We start from the raw sequence: 25,803 nt of genomic DNA, 5'->3' as shown, positions 1-25,803 counted from the left end.
GCTCATGTCACTCAGGTCCCACGCGCACAAGCTGCGCGTTCGTACTCTCGCAGCCGTGGCAATGGCCGCCGTCGCGGCTCTCGGCATCGCCGGGTGCACCGGATCGGCCAATTCGACGACGGCCAGCGGTTCCGCCACGAAGGGAAACCTCACGTGGTGGGGCTGGAGCCCCGACCCCACCTCGGCAACGCAGTACATCAAGGCGTTCAACCAGGCCTACCCCAACATCCACGTCACGTTCAAGCAACTGCAGATCTCCGGCTACGACGCCGGCCTGCGTCCCGCCATCGCGTCGAGCGTCGGTCCCGACGTCTTCGACGTGGCCCCCGGCGGCGGTATCGGGTCGGTGAGCGAGTACTACCAGAACGCGGTCGACCTCAGCTCCTCCGTCAAGAAGGCGCTCGGCAGCGATTGGAAGTCCAAGGTCGCCCCCATCGGAATCAACAGCCTGACCGTGAAGGGCAAGCTTGCGGGCCTCTCCATCGGGTCGACGTTCGCCGGCAACCTCTGGATCAACCAGGCGATCTTCAACAAGTACGGACTGAAGGCGCCGACGACGCTCGCCCAGTGGGCCAGCGTCTGCAGCACCCTCGCATCGCACAACCAGGGATGCTTCGTGCAGGGCGCGGGCCAGGTCGCGTTCGACCAGGACACCCTCCAGTCGATCGCGGACAGCGTCAAGCCGGGCGTCTGGACGGCGGCGTCTGAGGGGAAGATGAAGTGGAACAACCCCACGATCGTGCAGGCGCTGACGATCTGGCATGAGATGTTCTCCGACGGCATCATGAACAAGGGCGCCCTCGGCCTCCAGCAGTACCCCGACGCCAACAACGCCTTCCTCTCGGGGAAGTACGCGATGGTCATGATGGGCACCTGGTACATGCAGTACGGAACCACCGCGGGTGCCACGGCCGCGGTCTCGGCGGCCGGTGTCGCCAACGCCAAGCCGTTCGACATGATCGCCATCCCCTTCCCTGACGTCGCGGGCAACGGAAACACGCCGTCGATGTACGGCGACTCCGACTACGGCCTGTCGGTCAACGCGAAGTCGAAGAACCAGGCGGCCGCGGAGACCTTCGTGACGTGGCTCACCACGTCGAAGGCGGGCCAGCAGGTCGTCGCCAACGTGCTGAACGACATCCCGGCGCTCAACGGAGTGCAGCCCGACTGGACCAGCCTGCAGCTGGTGTCGAAGACCGACCAGCAGCCGAACCTCGAGCAGCTGATCAAGACGACGACGACCGTCACCGAGCCGCGGCTGTCCTCGGTCTCCTCGCAGCTCGCACAGGCCATCGGTGTCGCGGCGACGTCGGTCGCCCAGGGCAAGGCATCACCTCAGCAAGCCGCTGCGACGCTGCAGCGCACGGCCACCAGCGGAGACTGATACTGACAATGGCTGACGCAGCAGTCGCCGTCCGCGCGACACGGACCACCGACCGACGACGCCGACGCGGCCTCCTGCCGACTGGGCTGCCGTGGGTGCTCCCGGCCCTCATCGTCTCGGCGGGGCTGATGTACTTCTGCATCGGGTACACCGGGTACATTTCGACGCTCGACTGGAACGGATCGGCACCCGATCCCCAGCGGGTCGGGTTCGCCAACTTCACGCAGCTGTTCACGGACCCGATCTTCTGGGGAGCGTTGGAGCACACGGTGGTGTTCTTCGTGATCACCTTCGTCGTCCAGACGTTCCTCGGGATCGTGTTCGCGGCGCTGCTGCACTCGGGGCCGAAGCTCGGCGTGCTGTACCGCATCGTCATCTTCGTCCCTGTCGTCATCGCGCCGGCGATCATGGCACCCGTATTCCGGCAGCTGTTCGCTGCGGACGGCGAGTTCAACTGGGTCCTTCAGCACGTCGGACTCGGCGCGCTGGCGCAGCCCTGGCTCGCCCAGTCGTCGACCGCGCTGGGCGCCATCATCGTGATTCAGATCTGGGGCCAGACGGGCGTGACCTTCGTGTTGTACTTCGCCGCGATGAGTCAGATCGATCCCGAGATTCTCGAGGCGGCCCGACTGGACGGCGCCGGCAACTTCCGCACGCTGACCAACATCATCTGGCCGATGGTGCGTGGCACGACGGTGGCGCTTGCGACCCTCAGCGCGATCGGGGCGCTCAAGACCTTTGACGTGCCGTACCTCGTGACCCTCGCCGGCCCGAACTTCGCGACGGAGTTCCTCGGCACCTTCATCTACCGAGTGAGCATCCCGCTCGCCCAGGTCGGCTACGGTTCGGCGGCATCCATCGTGCTGCTGCTGCTCGCGCTCGGCATGGCCATCACCCTGCAGGCTCAGGGCAGAGAACGCGGGACGAGAAGGGTGCGGGGCTGAACCATGTTCGAGATTCGCACGAAGTGGGGCAAGGTCGTCCTTCAGATCGTGCTCACGCTGATGATCCTGCCGTTCCTGTTCCCGCTGGTCGCGATGGTGCAGGGCTCGTTCGCCGGCAAGGGGTGGGGCAACTACCTCGCGGTCACGCGAGTGCCCGGCTTCTATCGCTTCTTCCTGAACAGCGCCATCATCGCGGGCTCGACGATCCTCATCGTCTACGTTCTGACGATGCTCGCAGCATATGGATTCTCCAAGCTGCACCTGCGGGGCCGAGAGGTCTACTTCTGGATGCTTCTCGCCTGCCTGACGCTGCCCGAGGTCGTCCTCATCACGCCGCTGTTCGTCATGTCCACCGCAGTCGGCTTCTACAACACCTACTGGGCCGTGATCCTGCCGCTCGCGGCGCTGCAGATCCCGTTCGCGGTGCTGCTCAGCCGGAACTTCATCAACGGCATCCCCAACGAGCTGTTCGAGGCGGCGCGCGTGGACGGCGCGGGATCGATGCGCGGATTCCTGTATCTGGTCATTCCGCTGACCCGCCCCATCGCGGCGGCGGTCATGATCTTCACCCTCATCAACGCGTGGAACGACTACCTGCTGCCGCTCGTGTTCCTCGCAGACCCGCTGCACCAGACGATCACCCAGATCCCGCAGTTCTTCATCAGCCAGTTCAGCGACGACCAGACGAAGGTCCTCGCCTCGGCGGTGCTCACTGCGATTCCGGAGGTCGTCGCCTACGTCGCGCTGCAGCGGCTCTTCGAACGCGGCCTCTCCGCGGGCGCGATCAAGTGAGCGGCCCCTCCCCCCAACGCACGCGACACCCCAACCGACATACAGAGGAGCATGATGCCGTTCATCCAGATCGACCTTGACGAGGACGCCTACGGTGACCTTCGCGAGAAGCTGTCCCAGTCGATCCACGACGCGCAGATCGAGGCACTCGACATCCCCGCCGACGATCTGTTCCAGGTCCACCGGCCGCATGCGCCGGGCGAGGTCCGGCTGGGCGGCGCGAGCGGCGGGCATCCGATGGTCATTCGCATCACGATGGTCCACCGGTACCCCATGGCGACGAAGCGCGGGCTGTACTCGGCGATCGAGCGGCGCGTCCACGACCTGGGTGTGCAGCCGGAGGACCTGCGGATCGTGATCCTCGAGAACGGCTACGAGGACTGGTACGCGGGACGCCTGTAGGACGTGGGCCTGCCGCCAGGCTCGGGCGGCAGGCCACTGACCGCGAGAGTCAGACGCCTGAAGTTCAGAGGTTCGCGAGGTAGCGAAGGTGTGCCCGCAGAGCCGGTTCGGCTTCGAACGAAAGGCCGAACTCGCGTTCGATCGCGCTCACATCAAAGGTGAGTGCGGCGAGTTCCACGCCCTCGTCGGCGATGACGACCCGGCTGGCCGACCCGGTCTCCACCTGCGCCCAGCCGGCGATCGTGGCCCAGGTGATGAAGCGCGGGCTCAGGGCTGTGAACGTGCGTCGATTCAGGCTCTCCGACGCAAGGACCGCCGAGTAGACGGCGGCAAGGTCGGCGGCCGCGATGAACTGCAGGCCGGCATTCCGTGTGACGGTGATCGTGTCCCCGCCGGCGGCCTGCCGTGCGATCTCGGGCAGCTCGGGCATGCTCTGGATCGGCGCGCCGGCGAGCTCGGGAGCGCCGAAGGTGTACCCGGGCCGGATGATGTTCGCGCGCACGCCGTACTCGTCGGCGATCGCGAACGCATAGTTCTCGACCGCCGCCTTCGTGGCGCCGTAGCTGTGGGTCGGCCGCGTGGGGTCCGCGTCGCCGTACCGACCCGGCCGATGCTCGTACACGCCCACGGTCGATGTGTGAACGAGATGCGAGACCCCGCGCTGCGCCGCCGCCTCGAAGAGACGTACCGACGGCACGGTGTCGGCCAGCACGCGCTCGACCGGGGTCGCGCCGCGCCCGAGCGCGATGTGGACCAGCGCGTCGTGGCCCGCGAGCGCATTCGACACGACCTCATCGTCCTCGAGGCTTCCGCGCACGATCGACACGCGAGGAACGTCCTCGTAGATGGCGGCACGGCGTGCGCTTCGCGCCAGCACGGTCACGTCATGGCCGTCCGCGAGAAGCCGGGGAACGACGTGAGAACCCACGAAGCCCGTGCCTCCCGTCACGAAGACTCTCACGACCGCCTCCGCTCCTCGCCGCCGGATCAGCCTGCGGCGAGCTGCGCGCGGAGGGACTCCCGCACTTCGCAGTTCTCGAAGGCGAACGAGTCGGCAAGCGCATCCAGCTCGGCGTCGGAGAGTCCGCGGAACAACTCCGCGTATTCCACGGCCAGTGGCTGCGCGAGGGTGATGTTGAGCAGAAGGGTCCGCACCCAGTCGAACCGACCCCACGGGTACGGGTCGAAGTGCGGCGCCTCGGTTCGGACGAGTTCTTGCACCGGTTCGGTGATCTCGCGCAGCCCCCAGCCGTCGCTGCCCCACTGATCGATGCCGAGCCGTTCCTTCTTGGCGACGAAGGCGCCCACTCGCTGCCGGTACGGTGAGTCCGCGGTCACATTGACGAGGCCCTGACGCCCGAGGTCCTTGTACATCCACGACGTCCAGCTGGCGCCATGGTCGCGGTAGATCTCGAGCTGATCGTCGAGGATCTGCCGCCGCGTCACGTCGACCGCCTCGTCGTTGACATAAATAGGGGCGAACTCGCCGACGAGGATCGGGGTGCCGCTGCGCCGGGCGTACTCGGATCGCGTGAGGAACTTCTCGAGCGCCTTCCCCTTCCCCGGGTACGGGCCGCCACGGCCGAGGCTCGCCTCGACGTAATCGTGCAGCGAGTACACCGTGTTGGGCCAGGGCTCGTCGTCGAACATGCTGAAGTCGGTCGAGTAGGTGTTGCCGTCGAGAAACACGATGTGGTCGGGGTCGATCGCTCGCACCGCGTCGAACATCTCGCGGTAGACGGGGCCGACCTTCTTTCCCGTCGCATCCGCCGGCTCGTTCATCAGGTTGTACCCCGCGACCCACGGGTTCCCCTTGTATCTGGTCGCGATCGCACGCCAGATGTTGATCGCCCGCTCCTGGAAGGACCGCTGGTCCCAGAAGGCGGCGAGGTGCGTCGCGTTGTCGGAGTGCCAGTGCTGATTCTGCGAGCCGGGCAGCGCGTGAAGATCGATGATCGAGTAGATCCCGTGCCGGCCGCCCACTTCGATCGCGCGGTCGAGGTGGCGGAACCCCTCCTCGATGATCTCGAACGGCTTGTCGTCGTGCTCGAGGTGGTGGTAGTTGACCGGAATGCGCACCAGATCGAAGCCGTTCGCCTCGAGGAACTCGGCATCCTTCTCGCCGTAGAACGCTTCGAGCAGCCGATCGAAGAATCGCTCGTAGCGTTCCGTTCCGAGCACTCGGCGCAGCTCGGCGCGCATCAGCGATTCATTGGCGGCGTAGCCCGTCACGAAATTCTCCATGTTGAGCCAGCCGCCGACGCACACGCCGCGCAACCGCCGCTCTACCCCGAATCCGTCGATGAATGCCGCCCCGCGCGTGGCGAGGGGTCGAGGCGGGACCTGGTTCACCGTGAGACTCCTTTGTCTGGAAACCTTTTCGCAAACCCTACCGCAACTTCACATAAAAGTTTAGGCTCGGGTCAGATGTGGAGCCTCCATCGCTCAGCGACGATGCAGATGGACAAGTGGCCGCCCGATGCGAAATAGTTTCAGAAGGCGAATGCGCTCGACGACGAGAAAGCGAGAACCACAGATGCACGACTATGACGGCGCCCCATTACGGGTCCTTTTCATCGGCGGAACAGGCACGATCAGTGCGTCGTGCGTGCGTCTGGCCACGGCGCACGGGTTCGCCGTCTCGGTGCTGAACCGCGCCATCAACCGCAGCGCGCGCGAGCTTCCGGACGGCGTCGAGTGGCTGACCGGCGACATCCACGACGACGCATCCGTTCTCGCCGCCATCGACGGCCGCGGCTTCGACTCCGTCGTCAACTTCCTGTCGTACGACGAAGACGACGTGGCGCGCATGGTCGCTCTGTTCGCCGGGCGCACGCGCCAGTACGTTCACGTGAGCTCCGCGTCGATCTACGCGAAGCCGGTGCGCGTCGTGCCGATCACCGAATCCACTCCGACCGGCCCGAACGCGCCGTTGCCGTATGCGGTGGCGAAGTGGCGAGCCGAGCAGGCGCTCGCACGCGCGTATCAGGAGAGCGGATTCCCGGTCACCGTCATCCGGCCGTCCCACACGTACGACGACGCGCACCCGCCGCTTCCGGGTGATTGGACGGTCATCGATCGGATCGCCCGCGGTGCCGAGATCCCTGTGCACGGCGACGGAACCTCGCTGTGGACCCTCACCCACGCAGAGGACTTCGCTCAGGGCCTGGTCGGCCTGCTCGGCAGCGAGCGCGCCATCGGCGAGACCTTCCACATCACGGGCGACGACGTGCTGACCTGGGACCAGGTGTACACGCTGTTCGCCGAGGGGCTCGGTGTCGAGCCGAAGCTCGTGCACATCGCGAGCGAGCTCTTCCCCGTGGTCGCACCCGAGTGGTACTGGTCGGGCGAGTTCGTCAGCGACCTCGGGCATTCCGCGCTCTTCGACAACACCAAGATCCGGCGCTTCGTGCCGGGGTTCGCTCCGAAGCTCACGTTCGAACGCTCGGTTCGCCGCATGCTCGAGTGGCGCGCGGCGCACCCGGAGCTCGCGCGCGGCGACACCGACACCGAGTCGCTCTTCGACCGCATCGTCGACGGCTACCACGCCGCACGGCAGGCCTTCGCAGATCGCGCGCCGGCCCCTGTCACTGCGGGCGCGGGTGCCGCGGAATGAGCGCCGCCGTGCTGCCCACGCATCCGCTCGGGTCGACCGGGCTCGACGTCACGACGCTCTGCGTCGGCACCAGCCCGCTCGCGAGCATGAAGCGGCTGTACGGCTATGACGTGTCCGACGAGCGCGCGATCGCGACGGTCGAGGCGGTCTTCGACAGCCCGATCCGGTTCATCGACACCTCGAACGGCTACGGCGACGACGGCTCTGCCGAGCGCCGCATCGGGGCCGCGATCCGGGCCCGCGGCGGCTTGCCCGCCGACGTCGTGCTGGCGACCAAGGTCGACCCCGACCCCGAGACGGGAGCCTTCGACGGCGACAGGGTGCGCGCGTCGTACGCCGAGAGCCTCGAGCGGCTCGGGGTCGAGCGCGTGCCGTTGCTCTACCTGCACGACCCCGAGCGCATTCCGTTCGAGGACGGCATCGCGCCGGGCGGCCCCGTCGAGGCGATGCTCGAGCTGCGCGCGGCCGGCCTCGTCGATCACCTCGGCGTCGCGGGCGGCCCGGTCGGGCTGCTGCAGCAGTATCTCGATACGGATGCCTTCTCCGTCGTCCTGAGCCACAACAGGTACACCCTGCTCGACCGCTCGGCGCAGGTGCTGTTCGAGGGTGCGCACGCCCGCGGCATCGGCGTCGCGAACGCCGCGCCCTATGGCGGCGGCATGCTCGCCAAGGGCCCAGAGACGCAGACGAAGTACGGCTACGGCGAGCGCGACGACCGGGTGGCCGCCGCCGCGCGTGCCATGCGGGACGCGTGCGAGCGCCACGGGGTGACCCTCGCGGCCGCCGCCCTGCAGTTCTCGCTGCGGGCGCCGTTCGTCGACACGACGGTCGTCGGAGTGTCTTCGCCGGAGCGCGTGGCGCAGACCGTCGAGTACGCGACCGTGGAGATCCCGGAGGAGCTCTGGCCCGAGCTCGAGGAGCTCGTGCCCGACGCATCCCTCTGGCTCAACTAGCCGACCGCGCCAGGTGCGCCGAGTGCGCCGGCCAGACCCAGATGGGCTGAACGGCGGGCCGTGCGACGCACACGAGTCTGCCCGGCGCACCCGAGGCGAAGCCTTCTTCCCCAGCACAGGCGGCGAGGCGTCCGTTCTCTTCACCATTCACGAGGGGAGGGGCCCGCAGCGGGACTGGGCCGAGTATCCCTGTCGCATGACTCCATCAGCTCCCGACCTGAGTCGGCTCATCGACGTCCGCCGAACGGATCCCCGCGCTCCCGATCACCCCGCGGCGCGCAGGGCCGCCGCCCGTGGCGAGCTGCAGCGGCTGCGCCGCGCGATCTATCGCGAGCGACTGCCGGAACTGGGCGAGCTCGCCTCGGAGCAGCGCCCCGCAGAGTCGCGTCGACGCTTTCTCGAGGAGGCCGCGGCGGTCGGGCTCACGCACCGCGGCCCGGTCGTGTTCGCGGGCGAAACGGCGTTGGCTATCCATGGCCTCCCCCGGCTCGGCGACGAACCCCGACGCATCGAACTGCTCGAGCCGCGGTCGTCGACGCGGCGGCCGGGCGCTGACACGCTCGTCCACCGCGACGCGTTCCGCGACGAGGACGTCGAGCCCTGGGGTGAGTTCTTCGTCACCTCCCCCGCGCGCACCCTGGCCGACGCCGCGAAGTGGCTGCCTCGCAGCAAGGCGGTCACCGCGTTGGACTTCGCCCTCAACGCCGAACGGGCGCACCCCGATCAGCGCGTGGTCAAAGAGTGGGTGCGCGACGCGCTCGAGGCATCCGTCGCCGTTCGGAACCAAGCGCGCGCACATGCGGTCATCGATTTCGCCGACGCGGCGTCCGGCTCCCCCGGCGAGTCCGTCAGTCGCGTGCTCTTCGATGACTTCGGATTCCCCGCGCCTCTGCTTCAGGTTCGGCATGCCGCGCCGAGGGGCCGGGGGCGGTGGTTCTACACGGATTTCGAGTGGCCGGAGTTCGGGCTGATCGGCGAGTTCGACGGGCTGGCGAAGTTCCGCAAGAGTGAGTTCCTGGCGGGGCGGGACGCGAGGGAGGCCGTCATCGACGAGAAACTCCGCGAGGACTATCTGCGCGGCCGCGGGCGCGACGTCGCCCGCTGGACGTGGTCGTACCTCGTGCGCCCGGTCTCGCTGCGGGGTCTGCTGATCGCTCGGGGCCTCCCCGCAACACGCGCCTCGCGCTATTTCGGGCGCCCCTGGTGAGGGATGGGTGCGCTGGACGGACTCAGGTGCGCGGGGCGGACCGCCGCCGGGCGCACCTGAGTCCGCCCGGCGCACCTGACGGCGTGCGGGCCGCTAAAGCGGCGGCGGCGGCGCCGTGCTGTCGCGCGGAATGAGCTCCGTCGCGAGGTCGAGACGCAGCTGCTGAGTACCGGCGGATGCGTCGCGCGAGCCCAGCACGAGCCGCGTCGCCTGCTCGGCCATCTCGGCAGTGGGCTGCCGCACCGTGGTCAGGGGCGGCCCCACCCACGCCGCAACCGGGAGGTCGTCGAATCCGATCACCGACAGCTGGTCGGGAATGATCACGCCGCGCTCCCGCGCCGCCTCGTAGATGCCGAGCGCCTGCAGATCGCTCGACGCGAAGATGGCCGTCGGCGGCTCAGGCAGTGCGAGCAGCTCGCGACCCGCCTCGAGCCCGCTTTCGCGGTGGAACTCGCCGCTGCGCACGTACTCGGACGGCAGCGCGATGCTCGCGGCGTCCAGCGCCGAGCGGAAGCCGGAGAGGCGCGCGCGGGCCATCAGCATGTCGTCGGGGCCGGACACGACCGCGATGCGGCGATGCCCGAGCTCGATCAGATACCGCGCCGCCGCCATGCCGCCGGACCAGTTCGCGGCGCCCACCGACGGAACACCGGGCGGCGGATCGCCGGCCGGATCGATGATCACGAACGGGATGTTGCGCACGCGCAGCTGGCGAACGGATTCGTCGGGCAGCCCGGAGAGCACGAGCACGACCCCGACAGGGCTCCGCTCGAGTGCGCTCTCGACCCAGTCGGGCGCAGGCCCCCGCCGGTCGCCGCTCTGAGTGACGACGACCGACAGGCCGCTTTCCTTCGCGACGCGCTCGACGCCGCGCAGCACCTCGAGGGTCCACTCAGTGCCGAGCTCGCCGAACACGAGCTCGATCAGCGTGCTGACGTGCGCCGAGCCGCGCCGGTTGTACCCGTGGTCGTGCAGCAGCGTCTCGACGCGGGCGCGGGTGTCGTCGCCGACGCCCCCGCGGCCGTTCAGCACCTTCGACACGGTCGACAGCGACACCTCGGCTTCCGCCGCGACGCGTGCGAGCGTCGCGCGGTCACCTTCCTGCGCGGGCATGATTACCCGGCTGGCGTGTCCGACAGGGGGACGATGTCGGGACGCTCGGCCGTGCTCGTCAGCTCCACGATCTCGTGCGAGGCGGCGGCCGTCATGATCGACTCCATGATGTCGAGCACGTGGAACGCGATCTCGCCCGAGGCGCGGTGCGGCGTACCGCTGGCGAGCGCCGCAGCCAGGTCCGAGAGCCCGTAGCCACGGCCGGCGTCGCGGTAGCCGGCCGATGCCGGAACCTCGACCCAGTCCTCGGCGCCGGCGGTGAAGACCTCGACCGGGTCCGAGAAGCGGTTCGGGTCGGGCACGGCGACCGTGCCGAGCGAGCCGTAGACCTCGAACTTGGGCGAGCGCGTCGCCCAGACCTCGAAGCTCACGGTGACGGTCGATGCGACGCCCGACTCGTGCTGGAGCAGTGCGGTGATGTGCGTGTCGACGTTGACCGGAATGGCCTCGCCCTGGTTCGGGCCCGAGCCGATGACGCGCTCGCGGGCCGAGCGCCGTGCGACGCCCGAGACCCGCTTCACCGGACCGAGCAGGTGCACGAGGCTCGTCAGGTAGTACGGCCCCATGTCGTAGAGGGGGCCGCCGCCCGGCTGGTAGTAGAACGCGGGGGCCGGATGCCAGCGCTCGTGCCCCGGCGCCGACCAGTGCACCGCTGCGCCGAGCACCTCGCCGATCGTGCCGTCGTCGACGACGCGGCGGGCGGTCTGGATGCCGGTGCCGAGCACCGTGTCCGGAGCGCTGCCAACGCGCAGGCCCCTGCCGTTCGCGTCGACGCCGCTCTGGGCGTCGATGAGGGCCCGCGCCTCAGCGGTCGACAGCCCGAGCGGCTTCTCGGCGAACACGTGCTTGCCCGCGGCGAGCGCGCGCAGGCCGACCTCGACGTGTGCGGCGGGGATCGTCAGGTTGATGATCGCGTCGATGTCATCGGATGCGAGGAGCTCGTCGACCGTGCGTGAGACGACGCCCTGCTCGGCGGCGACCTCGGCGGCCCTCGCCTCGTTGATGTCCGCCACCGCGACGAGCTTCAGGTTCGCGAGCTTCGGCAGGCTTGCGAAGTACTGCTTGGAGATGACGCCGACGCCGATGACGCCGACGCGCAGCGGCGAAGCATCCGTGCCCTCACCGCTCACGCGGTCACCCCCTGCGCGACCTCAGCGCCGCGCGCCGCCCAGAGCAGGCCGCGCTCGATGATGGTGCGCACGTGCGGCTCCTCGACGACGTCGAGCTTGTGCCCCGGCGCCGACACGAAGATCCGGCCCTTGCCCCACTGGCGGGTCCAGATGGCGGGCGCGGTGACCGGGCGGTTCCACGCGTCCCACGAGCGCACGGCCTGGGTCGTCGTCGCCAGCACGTCGTTGTACTCGTCGGAGAGCACCCAGTACTGCTCGGTCACGAGGTCGAAGTCCTCGATGCCCTGCGTGATCGGGTGGGTCTTTCCGAGCTCGGTGATGTGCACGGTGTACGGCTGGTAGTTGTCGGCCTGTTCGCCCTGGCGCTCGGCGGGAGGCTGAGCCGCAGCGTGGTGCGCGAACTGGCCGCCGATCATGTGCAGGTAGTCGGCGTTGTTGCGGTACGAGTCCGCGATCCCGCCGTGCCAGCCCGCAAGACCCGTGCCGTTCAGAACCGCGCGACGCAGGCCCGCGAACTCGCCCTTCTCGATCGTGGTCATCGTGTTGACCTGCACGATCAGGTCGACGGTGTCGAGGTAGTCGAGGTCCGCATAGATGGCGGTCGAGTCCGACACGCGGACCCGGAAGCCGTGCTCCTCGAGGAAGGGGATGAATGAGTCGGTGGTCTCGACGGGCTCATGCCCGTCCCAGCCGCCGCGGACGATGAGCGCGTTGCGCTGCGCCATATCTTGGTTCTCTCTTCTCTTCTTTAGTCAGTGCGCCGTGTAGTTGGTGCGCTGTGTAGTCAGTGCGCTGTGTAGTTGGTGCGCCGCGCCTATTTCGTGCTGAACGCGGCGTCGAATGCGGTGGCGGATGCTTCGATCGCATGTTCCCGGACGAACTGGAGCGCCTCGGGCGCACCCTTCAGGCGGTCGAAGCCGGCGTCCTCCCACTCGACCGAGAGCGGGCCTTCGTAGCCGATGGCGTTGAGCATGCGGAACGCGTCCTCCCACGGGACGTCGCCGTGACCGGTGTTGATGAAGTCCCAGCCGCGGCGCGGGTCCGCCCACGCGAGGTGCGAGGACAGCCGGCCGTTGCGGCCGTTCAGGCGCTTCTTCGTGTCCTTGCAGTGCACGTGGTAGATGCGGTCCTGGAAGTCCCAGAGGAAGCCGACGGCGTCGAGGTCCTGCCAGACCATGTGCGACGGGTCCCAGTTGAGGCCGAACGACTCGCGGTGCCCGATCGCCTCGAGGGTGGCCTTGGTCGTCCAGTAGTCGTAGGCGATCTCGCTCGGGTGGGGCTCGAGCGCGAACTTCACGCCGACCTCGTCGAACACGTCGATGATCGGGTTCCAGCGGTCGGCGAAGTCCTGGTAGCCGGCGTCGACCAGCTCCTGGGAGGCCGGCGGAAACATGGCGACGTACTTCCAGATCGACGACCCGGTGAACCCGGTGACGACCTTCGCGCCGAGTCGCGCCGCGGCGCGAGCGGTGTTCTTGACCTCTTCGGCGGCGCGCTGCCGGATGCCCTCAGGGTCGCCGTCGCCCCAGATCGAGTCGGGCAGGATGTCGCGGTGCCGCTGGTCGATCGGGTCGTCGCAGACCGCCTGGCCCTTCAGGTGGTTCGAGATCGCGTACACCTTGAGCCCGTTCTTCTCGAGGATCGCGAGCCGGTCCGCGACGTAGTCGTCGTCGGTCGCGGCGCGGTTCGGGTCGAGGTGGTCGCCCCACGAGGCGATCTCGAGGCCGTCGTAGCCCCACTCGCCGGCGAGTCGAGCCACCTCCTCGAAGGGCAGGTCGGCCCACTGGCCGGTGAACAGGGTGACGGGTCGTGCCATGATGTGCTCCTCTTACTCAGAGACTTACTCAGAGACGGTCGTCCAGATGCCGCGGTCGGCTGCGGATCGCTCGACGGCGTCGAGCACCTCCTGCACCTGCAGACCGTCGTCGAACGACGGCGACGGGTCGCGGCCTTCCGCGATGTCGAAGACCAGGTCGCGAAGCTGATGCGAGAACGGATGCTCGTAGCCCAGCCCGTGCCCGGTCGGCCACCACGCCGCGGCGTACGGGTGCTCGGGCTCGGTCACGAAGATGCGGCGGAAGCCCTGCTCACCGGCCGCGTCCGTGCCGTCGTAGAACTCGAGCTCGTTCATCTTCTCGAGGTCGAAGACGATGGCGCCGCGCGAGCCGAAGATCTCGATATTGAGGCCGTTCTTGCGCCCGGTCGCGTAACGCGTCGCCTCGAACGAGGCGACCGCGCCGCCGGAGAGCTGCCCGGTGAACCAGGCGGCGTCGTCGACCGTGACCTCGCCCCGCTCGTCCGAGGCGGCGCCCGACAGCCCCACCGTGCTCTGCCCTTCAACGGGTGCGGCCAGCAGCGGGCGCTCGGTCACGAAGGTGCGCAGGTACCCCGACACCAGATCGACCGACTGCCCCGTGATGAACTGCACGGCGTCGACTGCGTGCGCGCCGATGTCGCCGAGCGAGCCCGAGCCCGCGAGCTTCTTGTCGAGCCGCCAGGTCATCGGCCCGTTCTCGTCCACGAGCCAGTCCTGGAGGTACGCGGCACGCGCCTGACGCACCTCGCCGATGCGGCCGGCCTGCACGAGCTCGCGCGCGAAGCTGAGCGCGGGAACGCGGCGGTAGGAGAACCCCACCATCGAACGGATGCCTCGCGCAGCGGCCGCGCGTGCGGCTTCCGCCATCTGCCTCGCCTCCGGCACCGTGTTGGCCAGCGGCTTCTCGCAGAGCACATGCTTGCCCGCCGCGAGCGCAGCGATCGCGATCTCGGCGTGGCTGTCGCCGGGCGAGCAGATGTCGACGAGGTCGATGTCGTCGCGCGCGATCACCTCGCGCCAGTCGGTCGACGCCTCGGCCCAGCCGAGCTTCTCGGCGGCCGCCTGGGTCTTCGCCGCGTCGCGCCCGACGATCACGGTCATCTCGGGATGCAGTGGCAGGTCGAAGAAGTGCGGGGCGACGCGGAAGGCCTGGCTATGGGCTGCGCCCATGAAGCCGGTGCCGATCATCGCGGCGCGCAGGGGGGCTGGTGACACTGCTGACTCCTTTGTCTCGTGACAAAACTACCGCACTTCGGCGCGATAGTTTCGTGAACGCCAGGATAACTCAGCGCCGAGGGGGCGCCGTGCTCTCGCGCACGACCAGGCTCGTCGCGAGGTCCACTCGCGCAGCCCGCAGCGGCCGATCGGCGCGCGCGTCGAGCGCGAGCAACGCGGCCTGCTCCCCCATCTCGGCGAGCGGCTGCCGCACCGTGGTGAGAGGCGGTCCCGACCAGCGCGCGACCTCGAGGTCGTCGTACCCCACGACAGAGACGTCGTGCGGCACCGAAAGCCCGAGCATGCGCGCGGCCTCGAGCACGCCGAGCGCCATCAGGTCGTTGCCGGCGAAGATCGCCGTCGGGCGCCCCTCGCGCCGCAGCAGTTCGAGGCCCAGCCGGACTCCGTCCTCGCGGTGGAAGTCGCCCCACACGAGCGCCCCGTCGAGGGGGACGGCCGCGCCCTCGAGCTCGCTGCGGAACCCGGCCACCCGTGCACGGGAGCACATCATGTCGTGCCGGCCGCCGATCACGGCGATGTCGCGGTGGCCGAGCTCGAGCAGGTGCCGCGCGGCGAGCACACCGCCGGACCAGTTGGCGCTGCCGACGCTCGGCACGTCGGGCGCCGGGTCGCCGGCCGGGTCCAGCACGACGAACGGGATGCCGCGCAGCGCCAGCCCTTTCTTCGAATCGGCGGGCAGATTGCTGAAGACGAGCACCACGCCCGACGGCCTCCGCTGCACGACGCCGTCGAGCCACTCCGGCCCCGGCGTGTGCCGGTCGCCGGATTCGGTGAGCACCACGCTCATGCCGCGGGAGGCGGCCGCGCGCTGCACTCCACGGATGATCTCCGTCGCGAACGCCGACTCGACCCGCTCGAACACGAGCTCGACGAAGGGCTGCAGGCGCCGCTCGCCCGGCGGGCTGTAGCCGTGGCTGCGCAGCGCCCGCTCGACCCGCTCGCGCGTCTCCGGCGCAACGCCCGAGCGCCCGTTCAGTACCTTCGATACGGTCGATGGCGAAACGTCGGCGTCGGCGGCGATGTGGTTGAGCGTCGAGGCCGACTTGGTCATCGGGGCCAGTCCTCGACGAGGCGCGTCGCAACGCGGAACGCGTTCGCGACGTTCGTGAGGGTGGGGTTCACGCTGCCGTTCGTCGGGTGCAGTGAGGAGTCGCAGACCACGACGCGATGCGCACCCCAGAGCCGCCCGAAGCGGTCGGTCGCACCCGTCGCCGGGTCGTCGCTCATGCGCGCGGTGCCGCAGCTGTGCTCACCGGCCGCCGAAGCGGTCGTCGTGTTGAGCAGCCGCCGGACCTCGCGCGCTCCAGCCGCCTCGAGCCATGCCGCGCCCTCGCGGGCCATCCCGGCCTCGACCTCCTGCGAAGCACGGTGCACGTCCTTGCGCAGCCGCGCGCCGGGCTTGCCCCAGCGGTCGAGCACACCCGTCGCGAGCGTGACACGCGAAGTGGGCAGCGGGATCTCCTGCCCCATCGCGAACACGCCGAACGAGTAGGCGCGGCCCTCGCGCATCCACTCCTTGTGCTTCTCGCCCCACGCCGGAACGCCGGGTGCGGGCTGCAACGCACTCGTCAGAGGCAAGAGGCTCATCAGATCGACGAGCACGCCGCCGCCCCACGGCACGGTCGCCGCGTGCACGTGGTCGAGAGTCGCGATCGAGTGGCCCGGGCCGACGAAGTTCTTGACCTTCTCGTCGACCGCCCCGAGCACCGTGGCGGTGCGGTGGTCGTGAATGTGCCGGCCGACCTCGTCGTTGCCGAGACCGCTCGCGAGCAGCAGGCGCGGCGTCTCGACGGCGCCCGCGGACACCACGACGATGTCGGCGCGCACGGTGATGCGGCGCGGCTCCGCGGTGGTCGCGTCGGCCATGATCACGACGGACGCTCCGCCCGGAGCATCCTCGATCTCGATCGCCTCCGCGTCGTAGAGCACCCGGCAGTTCCCGGTCGCAATGGCGCGCGGGATGAAGGTGTTGAACGACCCGTTCTTGGCGTTCACCGGACAGGCGTGGCCCACGCACTGCGCACAGCGCACGCACGCGGGACGGCCCTCGTGCGGCACGCTGTTGAGCGCGAGCGGGATCGGACCCCAGCCCCAGCCCAGCCGATCGGCGGCGGAGGCGAGCAGCTCTCGGGCGGGCTCGGTGCCGAACGCCGGCATCGGGTAGCCCTTGGTGCGGGGCATCCGACGCGTGAGCGCGCCCTCTTCCCCGGCGACCCCGAGCTCCCACTCGGCCCGGGTGTAGAACGGCTCCAGCTCGTCGTAGCTGATCGGCCAGTCGACGAGGCTCGCGCCTTCCGGGTTGCCGTAGAGCTCGCGCATGTGGAAGTCCTCAGGCATGAAGCGCCAGGCCATGCCCTGCCAGATGCGCGAGCCGCCGCCGAACGCGTCGGCATTGAGGCCGTAGCGATTCGCGTCCCCGGTGCCGTCGATGACCTCGTCACCGGCGTCGGAGGCGTGCACGCGCGGATGCCCGATCCCCGGCCCGACGCGCACGCCGTAGACCGCGTTGCGCTTGTCGTGCAGGTGGTCATTGCGCAGCCGCGAGTTCGGCACCGCGGGCATGCGCTCGACGAGCAGAACCGAATGGCCCGCCTGCGCGAGCACCTGGGCGGCCACGCCGCCACCAGGGCCGCTCCCGATCACGACCGCGTCGTAGTGGTCTGCGACGGCAGTCGACGGCAGGCCGTCGGGCAACTGGGGCTCGACGATCTCGGTGCCCTCCGGCACGTGCCGGAAGCCGATCATGCCGAGTCCGACCGGGTCGGGCCTGCGCGCGTCTGCGGCGTAATAGCCCTCGTACGCGATGCGCCGCAGGTCGGTGAACTCCTCGGTTCCCGGGCCGGCCTCGACGCCGGCGAGGATCGCGTCCTGCTCGGCGCCGTCGAGCTCGGCGAACGAGGCGCCGGCCCGGGTCTCACCACCGAGCTCGTCGAGCCGGGCGGCCAGGGCCGCGAGGCCGGGAGCGTTCCTGAGCGGCTCCCGGCCCGCGACCTTCAGATATTCTGCGACTCCTCCGGCCCAGCCCGCCGGCCAGGCATCCGCCGGAATGATGCGATCCACGGCGGCGCGCAGCGCGGCGTGGGTCGCGAAGACATCCGCGTCCTCGTCCCCCGTCACGGCGTCAACGCCCTGCGAGCGATCCGCCGATGCCGCCGACGCTGAAGTACCGGTTGAGGACCGCGAAGATGATCACTGGCGGCAGCATCATGACGACGGCCACGGACATGACATCGCCCCAGTCCGTCGCATTCTGCTGGAAGAAGGTGTTGAGGCCGACCGGCAGCGTGTAGTTCACGTCGCTGCGCAGGAAGACCACGGCCACGAGGTAGTCGTTCCAGGCGAGCAGGAACGAGAAGATCGCCGTCGACAGCACGCCGGGGAGCGAGTTGCGCAGCACCACGCGGGTGAAGCTGCCGAACACGCTCGCCCCGTCGATCCAGGCCGCCTCTTCGAGGGTGATCGGGATCGAGTCGAAGTACGCGGCCATCATCCAAATCGCCACCGACATGGTCGAGCCGATGTAGATGATCGTGACGCCGGCCAGGTTGTCGACGAGGTTGAGCTTCGCGAACAGGAAGAACAGCGGGATGACCGCCGTCACGACCGGCAGCGACTGCACGACGAACAGGATCAACGCGTAGCTCGAGATCCACCTGCTGCGGCCGCGGGAGAGCACGTAGCCGGCCGGTGCCGCGACGATCACGGCGATGACGACCGTCGTGACCGCGACCCCGAGGCTGTTCTCGAGCCAGTACCCGACCGAGGTCTGGCTGAAGACGTTGCCGTAGTTCTCAAAGGTCAGGCCGGTGGCCTTGGACCCGAGGGACGGCGTCAGCGACAGGATGAAAACGGCGACGATCGGGACGATCACGACAGCCGTGATGACAAGGATCGCAAGGAAGCGCCACCACTTGCCGCGCTCGCCCTGCTCGCCCAGCGAATGGCGCCGCCGGGTGTTGACGCCGACCTGCAGCTTGCTGCCGAGGACGGCAGGCGAGGAGAGGTCGTTCGTTTCGGTGGTCATTCGATGTTCACCTTTCGGATCTGGCGGTACAGCAGCACCGAGACGATCACGAGGACGACGGTCATGATGAAGGCGATCGCGACACCAGGACCGACCTGGTTGTTCTGGAACACCGTCTGGTACGCCATCACGACGAGGGATTGGGTCGAGTTGACCGGACCGCCCTGGGTCAGCAGCCAGATCGTCGGGAAGTCGTTCACGCAGAAGATCGTCATGAGGATCCAGCTCACGTAGGTCGTGCGCGAGATCATCGGCAGCGTGATGTTCGTGAACGTCTGCCAGGTGCCGGCGCCGTCGACCTTCGAGGCCTCATAGACGTTGGTGTCGACCGACGCGAGCGCCGAGCTCATCATCATCATCATGAACGGGAAGCTGATCCACACCTTGAACACGCAGACCGTGATCTGCGCCAGCGTGGGGTTCGCGAGGAACAGCACGTCGCCGAAGCCGAGGAAGTGAGCCAGCTGGGGCAGCGGCGACTGGGGGGTGGCCACGAGCCAGTTCCACGACGTGGCCGAGACGACCGTCGGGACGACCCAGGGCAGAAGCAGCAGGACCTTGAACACCCCGTTCGCCGGAATGCGGGTGCGCAGCAGGAGGGCGAGGCCGAGGCCGATCGCCCAGCTGCCGAACACGCCCACGATCGTGAACGCGACGGTGAAGATCGCCGCGTGCCAGAAGGCGGGCTCCTGCACGACGGCGACGTAGTTCTTGAAGGCGATGAACTCGCCCGCGTTGATCAGGTCGCCATTGCGCAGGGACTGCCAGCCGGCGTAGATGACGGGGTAGGCATTCAGCAGGATCAGCAACAGCACCGACGGCAGTGCGAACAGCAGGAAGGTCCCGGTATGCGAGATCGCCTTGCCTCGCTTGCGGGTGCCGGGCGGGCGGCCTGGACCGCCAACTCCGACGCCGCCGCGCGCCCTTCTCAGGCCCCGGGCTACGGACTCGGTCGACATATTCTTCAGCTACTCCTTTGTGAGCGTCCGATGGCGAAAACGAAGCGACGGTGGGCCCGACGCGTGGCGCGGGCCCACCGTTTCTTCGTTTACTTCATGAGGCCTTCGATCGAGTTCTGCAGCGTCTGCAGTGCCGTCTTGGCGTCGGTCTTGCCGCCGAGGATCGACTGAGCGAAGGTGTTCATCGGCTGCGTGCCGTCAACGGTGTTCGCGATGTTGTAGAACAGGCCCGTGCCGCCCGGGGCGGCCCACGTCTTGAAGATCGGGTTCCACTCGTTGAGGATCTTCACGTTGTTCGCGTCGGACTTGAACTGGCTCGTCGCCGCGATCGACTGAAGCGGCGGCAGGCCGATACCCGTGTTCTGGGTCCACAGCTGCTTCATGTTCTGGTAGTAGTACGTGGTGAAGTTCTCCGACGCCGACTGGCTCGGGGTGTTCGTGTACATCATGATGTTGTTCGGGAAGTAGATCCCGCCCTTCTTGCCGCTCGGGCTCGTGAGCGGGTCGCCGACGACGAGGTCGGTGACGGCCGCGCCGCCGACGTTGGACGAGAGGCCGGCGGTGTCCCAGCCGAAGCCGAACTTCTTCGCCTTCCACTGCGACTGCACGTTCGCGCTCGTGTAGGTGGCCGCCGCCGGGTCGGAGTAGCCGCTCTTCACGAGCTCGAGGACGTAGTCCATCGCCTCGACGTTCGGGTCGGTGACGCAGTCCGGCTCCTTGCTCGCGTTGAACAGGCCACCACCGTTGTTGATCATGAACGCCGTGAGGATGTGGCTGCCGGTGAAGTTGCCCGCACCGGAGCCGATGCCGAATCCGTAGACGCCGATCGACTTGAGCTTGGCGCACACGGCCTTGTACTCGTCCCACGAGGTGGGCGGCTCGGCGCCGGCCTTCTGCATGAGCGACTTGCTGTACCACGAGACGCGAACGTCGAGGTTGTACGGCACCGCCGCGTAACCCTTGTCGGTCTTCATGGTGTCGAGCAGACCCGGCAGGAAGTCGTCCTTGATGCCGTTGCTCGCCCACGTCTTCAGCAGGTTGTCGGCATAGGCGATCTTGCCCTCATTCGCGTAGAGGAACGCCTGCGTGCCACCACCCGAGCTGACCGCGGGGCCCGTGTTCGACGCCACCGCCGAAGAGAACACCGTGGTGAAGTTCGCCCACTGCACCTCCTGGTAGCTGGCGGTGAAGCCGTCCTTCTTGAAGCCCGACGTGATCTTCTTGTCGAGCGGGTTGAAGGTGGTTCCACCCCACGGCATGTTCCAGAACTTGATCACGCCACTGGAGGACTTGCCGCTACCGCTGCCGCCTCCACTGCCGCCACCCGTACGGGTACATGCTGCGAGAAGGGTGCTCGCTGCAACCCCACCCGCGATTCCGATAAACGTGCGACGCGTGAATGCGGCGCCCGACTGCTGTGCCATCAGCGGTCCTTCCGCCCGGCCTGGGATCGGCGCGGGACTTTTGCTCTCCGTTGAACAAAACATTTCCGAGCAAGTCTCGGGTGTCACGAGTGACGAGGTATGTCTACTGGCGCGAAGACGCGAAGTCAATCCTTGCGGCGGGCGAGTCCGTGCCCGCCGTAATCAAAACACACCCCCCACCTTTGGGGGTAGGGGGAATTGTTTATAGCTGATCAGAGCTGGTTTCCAGCGCCGGCTACTGAACCGATTCAGTACTGAACCGCTTCAGAATCGTTATCAATCGTCCAGCTTCGCGATACCCGGGAGAAAGCTGCCGTCGAGGATGTAAATCTTTCCGCCGGTCGGGCAACGAGACGTGCCCGGAGGGGGGCCTCCAGGTGTGGAAGCCCCCTCCGGGCACGTCTTGAGCGAACTGAGCGTGGTGCTAGGCGATCTCCACCGTCACCATGCGGGCGTCGGACCGGGTGACGCAGTGCACGTCGCCCGTGATGGTCGCCGCCAGACGTGGCGTCGACGCGCCGCCCAGATCGCGCCTCGCGGCCTTCTTGTCGTTCGTGATGGCGCCGCCCGTCGAGTCCTTCACATCGTCGCGCACAGGCGCGATCCCGGCGTGGGCGGCCACCCAGAGCTCGAGCTCGCCCGGCTCGACGATCCTGGTCAGCGAGCGGTCGCTGAACGCGAAGCGCGTCGTGGGAACCGTGAAGGTCACCCGTCGCGACTCCCCCGGCTCGAGCTCGACACGCGCGTAGCCGACGAGCACCTCGACCGGCCGCACGATCGAGCCGTGCACGTCACGGCCGTAGAGCTGCACGACGTCGGCGCCGGCGCGCTCGCCCGTGTTCGTGACCGTGACGGATGCCGTGAAGCTCCCGCCCGCCGCGACGGACTCATCGAGCTCGAAACCGTCGTAGGCGAACGAGGTGTAGCCGAGCCCGAACCCGAACGGCCGGAGCGGCGTCGCATCGGTCGACGTGACGTCGGAGGACCCCCCGAGGATCGGGTGCAGATACGTGTAGGGCTGCGCACCCGTCGAGCGGGGCATCGACACGGGCAGCCGGCCTGAAGGATTGGTCGCGCCGGTGATCACGTCGGCGATCGCCAGACCGCCGCCCTCGCCGGGGAAGAACGCCTGCAGAACAGCCGCAGGGCCGCCGTCGAGCGCCCAGCCCACCGCATACGGCCGACCGGTCAGGAGCACCAGCACGGTCGGCGTTCCGGTCCGGACCACAGCCTCGACGAGCTCACGCTGCACACCCGGCAGCTCGAGGGACTCTGCGTCGTTGCCCTCACCGACCGTGCCGCGGCCGAAGAGGCCCGCCTGGTCGCCGACGACCACGATCGCCAGGTCGGCGGCGGCCGCGGTATCCGTCGCCTCGGCGAAGCCGCTCGTGTCATCGCCCTCGACACTCGCACCCGGCGCGAAGACGAGCTCGGGAACCGGCAGACCGGCACCCTCGAACGCCTGCGGCAGCCCCTCGAGCACCGTCGGGATCTCGAACCCGATGGCGTAGCCCGGATGATGCGCGAGCACGTGGTTCGCGAACGAGTAGCAGCCCTGCAGCGCCTCTGCGCGATGCGCGTTCGGCCCGATCACAGCGACCTTCGCGGGCGCCGTGTTCGCGTCGACCGGCTGGCTGCCGTTCGAAGAGAGTCCGCTGTTCAGGGGCAGCACGCCGTCGTTGCGGAGCAGCACGATCGACTCGGCCGCGAGCTTGCGCGCAAGACGCTGATGCTCGGGTGAGTCGAGATCGATGTCGGTCGGCGGCTCGTCCTCATAGACGTCGGGGTCGAGCAGCCCGAGCTGTTCCTTCTGTCGCAGCACGCGCAGCACGGAGCGGTCGACGTACGACTCGTCGAACTCGCCGGCGCGGATGCGTGCGGCCAACGGCTCGAGGTACGCATCGCCGGTCGGCAGCTCGACGTCGATGCCCGCCTCGAGGGCGAGCGCCGCCGCCTCGCCGCGATCGGCCGCGACCGCGTGCATGACCTCGAGGAACGCGATCGCGAAGTAGTCGGCCACCACGACGCCGTCGAAACCGAGACGGTCGCGCAAGACATCCGTCAGGTACTGGGTGTGCGCCGCCATCGGAATGCCGTCGACGTCGACGTATGCGTTCATCACCGACTTGGCGCCGCCATCGGCGATCGCCATCTCGAACGGCGGCAGGTACGTGTCCGCGATCTCACGCGGACCGGCGTAGGCCGGCGCGTGGTTGCGGCCGGCACGCGAGCGCGAGTAGCCGACGAAGTGCTTGAGCGTGGCGTGGATGCCTGCCGACTGCAGCCCGCGCACGTACGCCGAGCCCACGGTGCCGACGAGATACGGGTCCTCGCCGATGCACTCGTCGACGCGACCCCAGCGCGGGTCGTGGATCACGTCGAGCACGGGGGCGAGGCCCTGGTGCACACCGAGCTGCCTCATCGACTCACCGATGACGCGTCCGACGCTCTCGACGAGCTCAGGGTCGAAGGACGCGCCCCACGCGAGAGGCGTCGGGAAGCTCGCGGCCTTCCACGCGGCAAGACCCGTCAGGCACTCCTCGTGCACGAGCGCGGGGATGCCGAGGCGCGTCTCGCGCTTGAGGCGACGCTGCTCGTTCCACAGCCACGCGGCTCGCTCGGCGGGCTCGACCGGACGGGTGCCGTACACACGGGTGTACTGCCCCAGGCCGTTCTTCGTGATGTCGGAGAGCTCTTCGCCGCCCTTCTGCCCCGCGGACATCTCGGACTGCATGGGCGCCACGACGCCGTTCTGATCGAGCCAGTAGCCGACCAGCTGGGCGAGCTTCTCTTCCAGGGTCATCTGCGCGTGCAGCGCGGCGACCCGTTCGGAGACGTGCGGCATCGCGGCGGGCGTGCCGCCGTTCTCGGTTGCCATCGCTCAGCCCTTCACTGCGCCGGTGAGACCGCCGACGATCCGTTTCTGGAAGATCGAGAAGAAGATCAGTGCCGGAAGCATCGACAGCGACGTGAAGGCGAGGACCTTCGCGGTATCAGAAGAGTACTGCGACGAGAACGCCTGAACGCCGAGCGGCAGGGTGAAGTTCGCCTGCGAGTTGAGGATGTACAGCGGCAGGACGTAGTTGTTCCACGCACCGATGAATGCGAGGATCGCGACCGTCACGACGCCGGGCAGTGACAGCGGGATCACCATGCGGAAGAAGAACCCGAGTCGGCTCGCGCCGTCGATCGACGCCGCCTCTTCGATCTCCATCGGGATCGCCCGCAGGAACGGCACGAGGATGATGACGGTCGTCGGCAGGGAGAACGCGATCTGCGGGATCGCGACGCCCATGAGGTTGTCGACGAGGCCGAGGTCCTTGATGACGATGTACAGGGGCGTGATCGCGATCACCAGCGGGAACATGAGGCCCGCGGCGAACAGCGAGTACATCGCGCCCTTGAACTTGAAGTTGTAGCGCGCGAGCACGAAGCTCACCATCACGCCCAGCACCACAGTGCCGACGGTCGTCACGATGGCGACGATCACGGAGTTCGCGAACTCGCCCCAGAAGGTGGTCGAGGTCAGGACCTGGATGTAGTTGCTCACGACCCACGGGTGCGGCAGCGCGGCCGGGCTCGTGGTGATCTGCGAGTTGGTGCGGAAGCCGCCGAGCACGATGTACACGACGGGCGCGAGGCACACCGCGATGAACAGCAGCGCGATGAAGTACGTGCCGGGGTTGCCCCACTTCTGCGGCGCCTCCGCGTTGGAGGAACGCCGGCGGGCCGGCCTGGCCGGCTTCACCGGCGCAGCGGATGTCGTGATGGCCATTACCGTCCCCCATCGGTGACAGACCCCTGAAGGTCACGGCGCAGAACGAAGCGCTGGTAGATCAGCGCGACGATCAGCGAGATCAAGAACATGACGACGGCGACGGCACTGCCGTAGCCGTAGTTGCCGGCGTCACGACCCTGGGCGACCATGTAGATCGCCATCGTCGAGGTGCCCGCCGTGCCGGAGATGTACTGGCCCCAGATGATGTAGACGAGGTCGAACAGCTGGAGCGAGCCGATGATCGACAGGAACGCCCAGATGCGGATGGTCGGGCCGAGCAGCGGCAGCGTGATGCGGCGCTGGATCTGCCAGTAGCTCGCGCCGTCGATCTGTGCGGCCTCGAACAGCTCCTCGGGGATCGACTGCAGACCGGCGAGCATCAGGATCACCGCGAAGCCGATGTACTTCCACGAGATGATGCCCATCAGGGTCCAGATCGCGAGCTTCGGGTCGGAGAGCCAGTTGGCCTGCAGGAAGCCGAGCCCGACGTGCTGAAGCAGGTCGTTGACGGCGCCGTTGCTCTCGAGCATCAGGCTCCAGCCGGTGCCGACGATCACCTCGGAGATGACGTAGGGCACGAAGATCAGCACGCGGATGATGCCGCGGCCCTTGATCTTCTGATTGAGCAGCAGAGCCAGGATGATGGCGACCGGACCCTGGATCACCAGGGAGAGCACGACGATCAGAAGGTTGTGCCAGAGCACGGCCTGGAAGGCCGGGTCCGTGAGGATCAGCTTGTAGTTGTTCAGGCCGACCCAGTCGGTCGGAGCCCCGTAGCCCTGCCACTTGTAGAAGCCGTAGTAGGCCGCGAGAACGACCGGGAAGATCACAAAGCCGAGGAAGACGATGATCGCCGGCCCGGAAAGGACCGCGATCTCGAGTCGCATGCGCCCCCTGCCGCGGCGGCGCTTGGTCGCCCGCGGCGAGGCCGGGGACGCGGTCTTCGCCGCGCCCCCGACCCCTGAGGTGCCCTGCGGCCGACGGCCGATGGCCGTTTCAGTGCCCAGGGTGTCACTCATTGTTGG

At 68.3% G+C, this 25,803-nt stretch carries 22 protein-coding genes; 7 read left to right on the top strand and 15 right to left on the bottom strand.

Features of this window, described 5'->3' with window-relative positions; translation table 11 throughout:
- The first annotated feature begins 61 nt into the window (after window positions 1-61).
- From ACFOYW_RS07655 to ACFOYW_RS07640, 4 genes are read left to right on the top strand one after another with little or no spacing between them, the layout of a single operon-like run.
- Window positions 62-1,384, top strand: coding sequence for an ABC transporter substrate-binding protein (locus ACFOYW_RS07655; RefSeq protein WP_390229581.1), 1,323 nt, complete (start codon window positions 62-64; stop codon window positions 1,382-1,384).
- A gap of 8 nt (window positions 1,385-1,392) precedes the next feature.
- Window positions 1,393-2,328 (top strand): carbohydrate ABC transporter permease, encoded by a 936-nt coding sequence (locus tag ACFOYW_RS07650; RefSeq protein WP_390228256.1) that lies wholly within the window; start codon window positions 1,393-1,395, stop codon window positions 2,326-2,328.
- A gap of 3 nt (window positions 2,329-2,331) precedes the next feature.
- A complete protein-coding gene (locus ACFOYW_RS07645; protein WP_390228255.1) occupies window positions 2,332-3,120 on the top strand; it encodes a carbohydrate ABC transporter permease in 789 nt (262 codons plus the stop codon).
- Window positions 3,121-3,171: 51 nt separating this feature from the next.
- Entirely contained in the window at window positions 3,172-3,522 is a 351-nt protein-coding gene (locus ACFOYW_RS07640) for a tautomerase family protein (RefSeq protein ID WP_390228254.1), read from the top strand.
- Window positions 3,523-3,586: 64 nt separating this feature from the next.
- Here the strand turns inward: ACFOYW_RS07640 and ACFOYW_RS07635 are convergent, their stop codons facing one another.
- The gene (locus tag ACFOYW_RS07635; protein ID WP_390228253.1) at window positions 3,587-4,471 is read right to left on the bottom strand and encodes an NAD-dependent epimerase/dehydratase family protein; all 885 of its coding nucleotides are present in this window, start codon (window positions 4,469-4,471) and stop codon (window positions 3,587-3,589) included.
- A 38-nt stretch (window positions 4,472-4,509) separates the two neighbouring features.
- Window positions 4,510-5,874, bottom strand: coding sequence for a glycoside hydrolase family 5 protein (locus tag ACFOYW_RS07630; protein WP_390228252.1), 1,365 nt, complete (start codon window positions 5,872-5,874; stop codon window positions 4,510-4,512).
- Between the two features lie 184 nt (window positions 5,875-6,058).
- Between ACFOYW_RS07630 and ACFOYW_RS07625 the strand changes: the two genes are divergently transcribed.
- The 3 genes from ACFOYW_RS07625 to ACFOYW_RS07615 all read left to right on the top strand — a co-directional run bounded on the left by ACFOYW_RS07625 (window position 6,059) and on the right by ACFOYW_RS07615 (window position 9,298).
- Window positions 6,059-7,138: an NAD-dependent epimerase/dehydratase family protein gene (locus ACFOYW_RS07625; RefSeq protein ID WP_390228251.1), complete on the top strand. Its 1,080-nt coding sequence runs from the start codon at window positions 6,059-6,061 to the stop codon at window positions 7,136-7,138.
- Window positions 7,135-8,091, top strand: coding sequence for an aldo/keto reductase (locus ACFOYW_RS07620; RefSeq protein ID WP_390228250.1), 957 nt, complete (start codon window positions 7,135-7,137; stop codon window positions 8,089-8,091). Before ACFOYW_RS07625 ends, ACFOYW_RS07620 begins: the two co-directional genes overlap by 4 nt.
- A gap of 196 nt (window positions 8,092-8,287) precedes the next feature.
- Window positions 8,288-9,298, top strand: a complete 1,011-nt coding sequence (locus ACFOYW_RS07615; protein ID WP_390228248.1) for a hypothetical protein — start codon at window positions 8,288-8,290, stop codon at window positions 9,296-9,298.
- Between the two features lie 93 nt (window positions 9,299-9,391).
- Here the strand turns inward: ACFOYW_RS07615 and ACFOYW_RS07610 are convergent, their stop codons facing one another.
- From ACFOYW_RS07610 to ACFOYW_RS07550, 13 genes are all read right to left on the bottom strand, one after another.
- Window positions 9,392-10,411, bottom strand: coding sequence for a LacI family DNA-binding transcriptional regulator (locus tag ACFOYW_RS07610; RefSeq protein WP_390228247.1), 1,020 nt, complete (start codon window positions 10,409-10,411; stop codon window positions 9,392-9,394).
- A gap of 2 nt (window positions 10,412-10,413) precedes the next feature.
- Entirely contained in the window at window positions 10,414-11,541 is a 1,128-nt protein-coding gene (locus ACFOYW_RS07605; protein ID WP_390228246.1) for a Gfo/Idh/MocA family protein, read from the bottom strand.
- Complete coding sequence (locus tag ACFOYW_RS07600) at window positions 11,538-12,266, bottom strand: ThuA domain-containing protein (protein ID WP_390228245.1); 729 nt, start codon at window positions 12,264-12,266, stop codon at window positions 11,538-11,540. Before ACFOYW_RS07600 ends, ACFOYW_RS07605 begins: the two co-directional genes overlap by 4 nt.
- A gap of 89 nt (window positions 12,267-12,355) precedes the next feature.
- Complete coding sequence (locus ACFOYW_RS07595) at window positions 12,356-13,357, bottom strand: sugar phosphate isomerase/epimerase family protein (RefSeq protein WP_390228243.1); 1,002 nt, start codon at window positions 13,355-13,357, stop codon at window positions 12,356-12,358.
- 24 nt (window positions 13,358-13,381) lie between these two features.
- A complete protein-coding gene (locus tag ACFOYW_RS07590; RefSeq protein WP_390229578.1) occupies window positions 13,382-14,545 on the bottom strand; it encodes a Gfo/Idh/MocA family protein in 1,164 nt (387 codons plus the stop codon).
- A gap of 97 nt (window positions 14,546-14,642) precedes the next feature.
- The gene (locus ACFOYW_RS07585) at window positions 14,643-15,644 is read right to left on the bottom strand and encodes a LacI family DNA-binding transcriptional regulator (RefSeq protein WP_390228242.1); all 1,002 of its coding nucleotides are present in this window, start codon (window positions 15,642-15,644) and stop codon (window positions 14,643-14,645) included.
- Window positions 15,641-17,710 carry a GMC family oxidoreductase N-terminal domain-containing protein gene (locus ACFOYW_RS07580; RefSeq protein WP_390228241.1) on the bottom strand — a complete coding sequence of 690 codons (2,070 nt, stop codon included), beginning with the start codon at window positions 17,708-17,710 and terminating at the stop codon, window positions 15,641-15,643. The genes ACFOYW_RS07585 and ACFOYW_RS07580 overlap by 4 nt, the downstream gene beginning before the upstream one ends.
- Before the next feature lie 4 nt (window positions 17,711-17,714).
- Entirely contained in the window at window positions 17,715-18,617 is a 903-nt protein-coding gene (locus ACFOYW_RS07575) for a carbohydrate ABC transporter permease (RefSeq protein ID WP_390228240.1), read from the bottom strand.
- Window positions 18,614-19,576, bottom strand: coding sequence for a carbohydrate ABC transporter permease (locus tag ACFOYW_RS07570; RefSeq protein WP_390228239.1), 963 nt, complete (start codon window positions 19,574-19,576; stop codon window positions 18,614-18,616). The genes ACFOYW_RS07575 and ACFOYW_RS07570 overlap by 4 nt, the downstream gene beginning before the upstream one ends.
- Window positions 19,577-19,665: 89 nt before the next feature.
- Window positions 19,666-21,000: an ABC transporter substrate-binding protein gene (locus ACFOYW_RS07565; protein WP_390228238.1), complete on the bottom strand. Its 1,335-nt coding sequence runs from the start codon at window positions 20,998-21,000 to the stop codon at window positions 19,666-19,668.
- Window positions 21,001-21,424: 424 nt separating this feature from the next.
- The gene (locus tag ACFOYW_RS07560; RefSeq protein WP_390228237.1) at window positions 21,425-23,878 is read right to left on the bottom strand and encodes a beta-xylosidase/alpha-l-arabinosidase; all 2,454 of its coding nucleotides are present in this window, start codon (window positions 23,876-23,878) and stop codon (window positions 21,425-21,427) included.
- Between the two features lie 3 nt (window positions 23,879-23,881).
- Entirely contained in the window at window positions 23,882-24,775 is an 894-nt protein-coding gene (locus tag ACFOYW_RS07555; protein ID WP_390228236.1) for a carbohydrate ABC transporter permease, read from the bottom strand.
- Window positions 24,775-25,797, bottom strand: coding sequence for a carbohydrate ABC transporter permease (locus ACFOYW_RS07550; RefSeq protein WP_390228235.1), 1,023 nt, complete (start codon window positions 25,795-25,797; stop codon window positions 24,775-24,777). Before ACFOYW_RS07550 ends, ACFOYW_RS07555 begins: the two co-directional genes overlap by 1 nt.
- Between the last annotated feature and the right edge of the window lie 6 nt (window positions 25,798-25,803).

This window comes from Gryllotalpicola reticulitermitis (assembly GCF_042651345.1).
In the GTDB taxonomy this organism is placed as follows: domain Bacteria; phylum Actinomycetota; class Actinomycetes; order Actinomycetales; family Microbacteriaceae; genus Gryllotalpicola; species Gryllotalpicola reticulitermitis.
This window is presented reverse-complemented; position numbering and strand designations above follow the sequence as displayed.

What these genes read in the sequence shown, in the direction of transcription:
- ACFOYW_RS07655 (WP_390229581.1), top strand. Translation starts at nt 62, where the DNA reads ATGGCCGCCGTCGCGGCTCTCGGCATCGCCGGGTGCACCGGATCGGCC.
- ACFOYW_RS07650 (WP_390228256.1), top strand. Translation starts at nt 1,393, where the DNA reads ATGGCTGACGCAGCAGTCGCCGTCCGCGCGACACGGACCACCGACCGA.
- ACFOYW_RS07645 (WP_390228255.1), top strand. Translation starts at nt 2,332, where the DNA reads ATGTTCGAGATTCGCACGAAGTGGGGCAAGGTCGTCCTTCAGATCGTG.
- ACFOYW_RS07640 (WP_390228254.1), top strand. Translation starts at nt 3,172, where the DNA reads ATGATGCCGTTCATCCAGATCGACCTTGACGAGGACGCCTACGGTGAC.
- ACFOYW_RS07625 (WP_390228251.1), top strand. Translation starts at nt 6,059, where the DNA reads ATGCACGACTATGACGGCGCCCCATTACGGGTCCTTTTCATCGGCGGA.
- ACFOYW_RS07620 (WP_390228250.1), top strand. Translation starts at nt 7,135, where the DNA reads ATGAGCGCCGCCGTGCTGCCCACGCATCCGCTCGGGTCGACCGGGCTC.
- ACFOYW_RS07615 (WP_390228248.1), top strand. Translation starts at nt 8,288, where the DNA reads ATGACTCCATCAGCTCCCGACCTGAGTCGGCTCATCGACGTCCGCCGA.
- ACFOYW_RS07610 (WP_390228247.1), bottom strand. Translation starts at nt 10,411, where the DNA reads ATGCCCGCGCAGGAAGGTGACCGCGCGACGCTCGCACGCGTCGCGGCG.
- ACFOYW_RS07600 (WP_390228245.1), bottom strand. Translation starts at nt 12,266, where the DNA reads ATGGCGCAGCGCAACGCGCTCATCGTCCGCGGCGGCTGGGACGGGCAT.
- ACFOYW_RS07595 (WP_390228243.1), bottom strand. Translation starts at nt 13,357, where the DNA reads ATGGCACGACCCGTCACCCTGTTCACCGGCCAGTGGGCCGACCTGCCC.
- ACFOYW_RS07590 (WP_390229578.1), bottom strand. Translation starts at nt 14,545, where the DNA reads ATGATCGGCACCGGCTTCATGGGCGCAGCCCATAGCCAGGCCTTCCGC.
- ACFOYW_RS07585 (WP_390228242.1), bottom strand. Translation starts at nt 15,644, where the DNA reads ATGACCAAGTCGGCCTCGACGCTCAACCACATCGCCGCCGACGCCGAC.
- ACFOYW_RS07575 (WP_390228240.1), bottom strand. Translation starts at nt 18,617, where the DNA reads ATGACCACCGAAACGAACGACCTCTCCTCGCCTGCCGTCCTCGGCAGC.
- ACFOYW_RS07570 (WP_390228239.1), bottom strand. Translation starts at nt 19,576, where the DNA reads ATGTCGACCGAGTCCGTAGCCCGGGGCCTGAGAAGGGCGCGCGGCGGC.
- ACFOYW_RS07565 (WP_390228238.1), bottom strand. Translation starts at nt 21,000, where the DNA reads ATGGCACAGCAGTCGGGCGCCGCATTCACGCGTCGCACGTTTATCGGA.
- ACFOYW_RS07560 (WP_390228237.1), bottom strand. Translation starts at nt 23,878, where the DNA reads ATGGCAACCGAGAACGGCGGCACGCCCGCCGCGATGCCGCACGTCTCC.
- ACFOYW_RS07555 (WP_390228236.1), bottom strand. Translation starts at nt 24,775, where the DNA reads ATGGCCATCACGACATCCGCTGCGCCGGTGAAGCCGGCCAGGCCGGCC.
- ACFOYW_RS07550 (WP_390228235.1), bottom strand. Translation starts at nt 25,797, where the DNA reads ATGAGTGACACCCTGGGCACTGAAACGGCCATCGGCCGTCGGCCGCAG.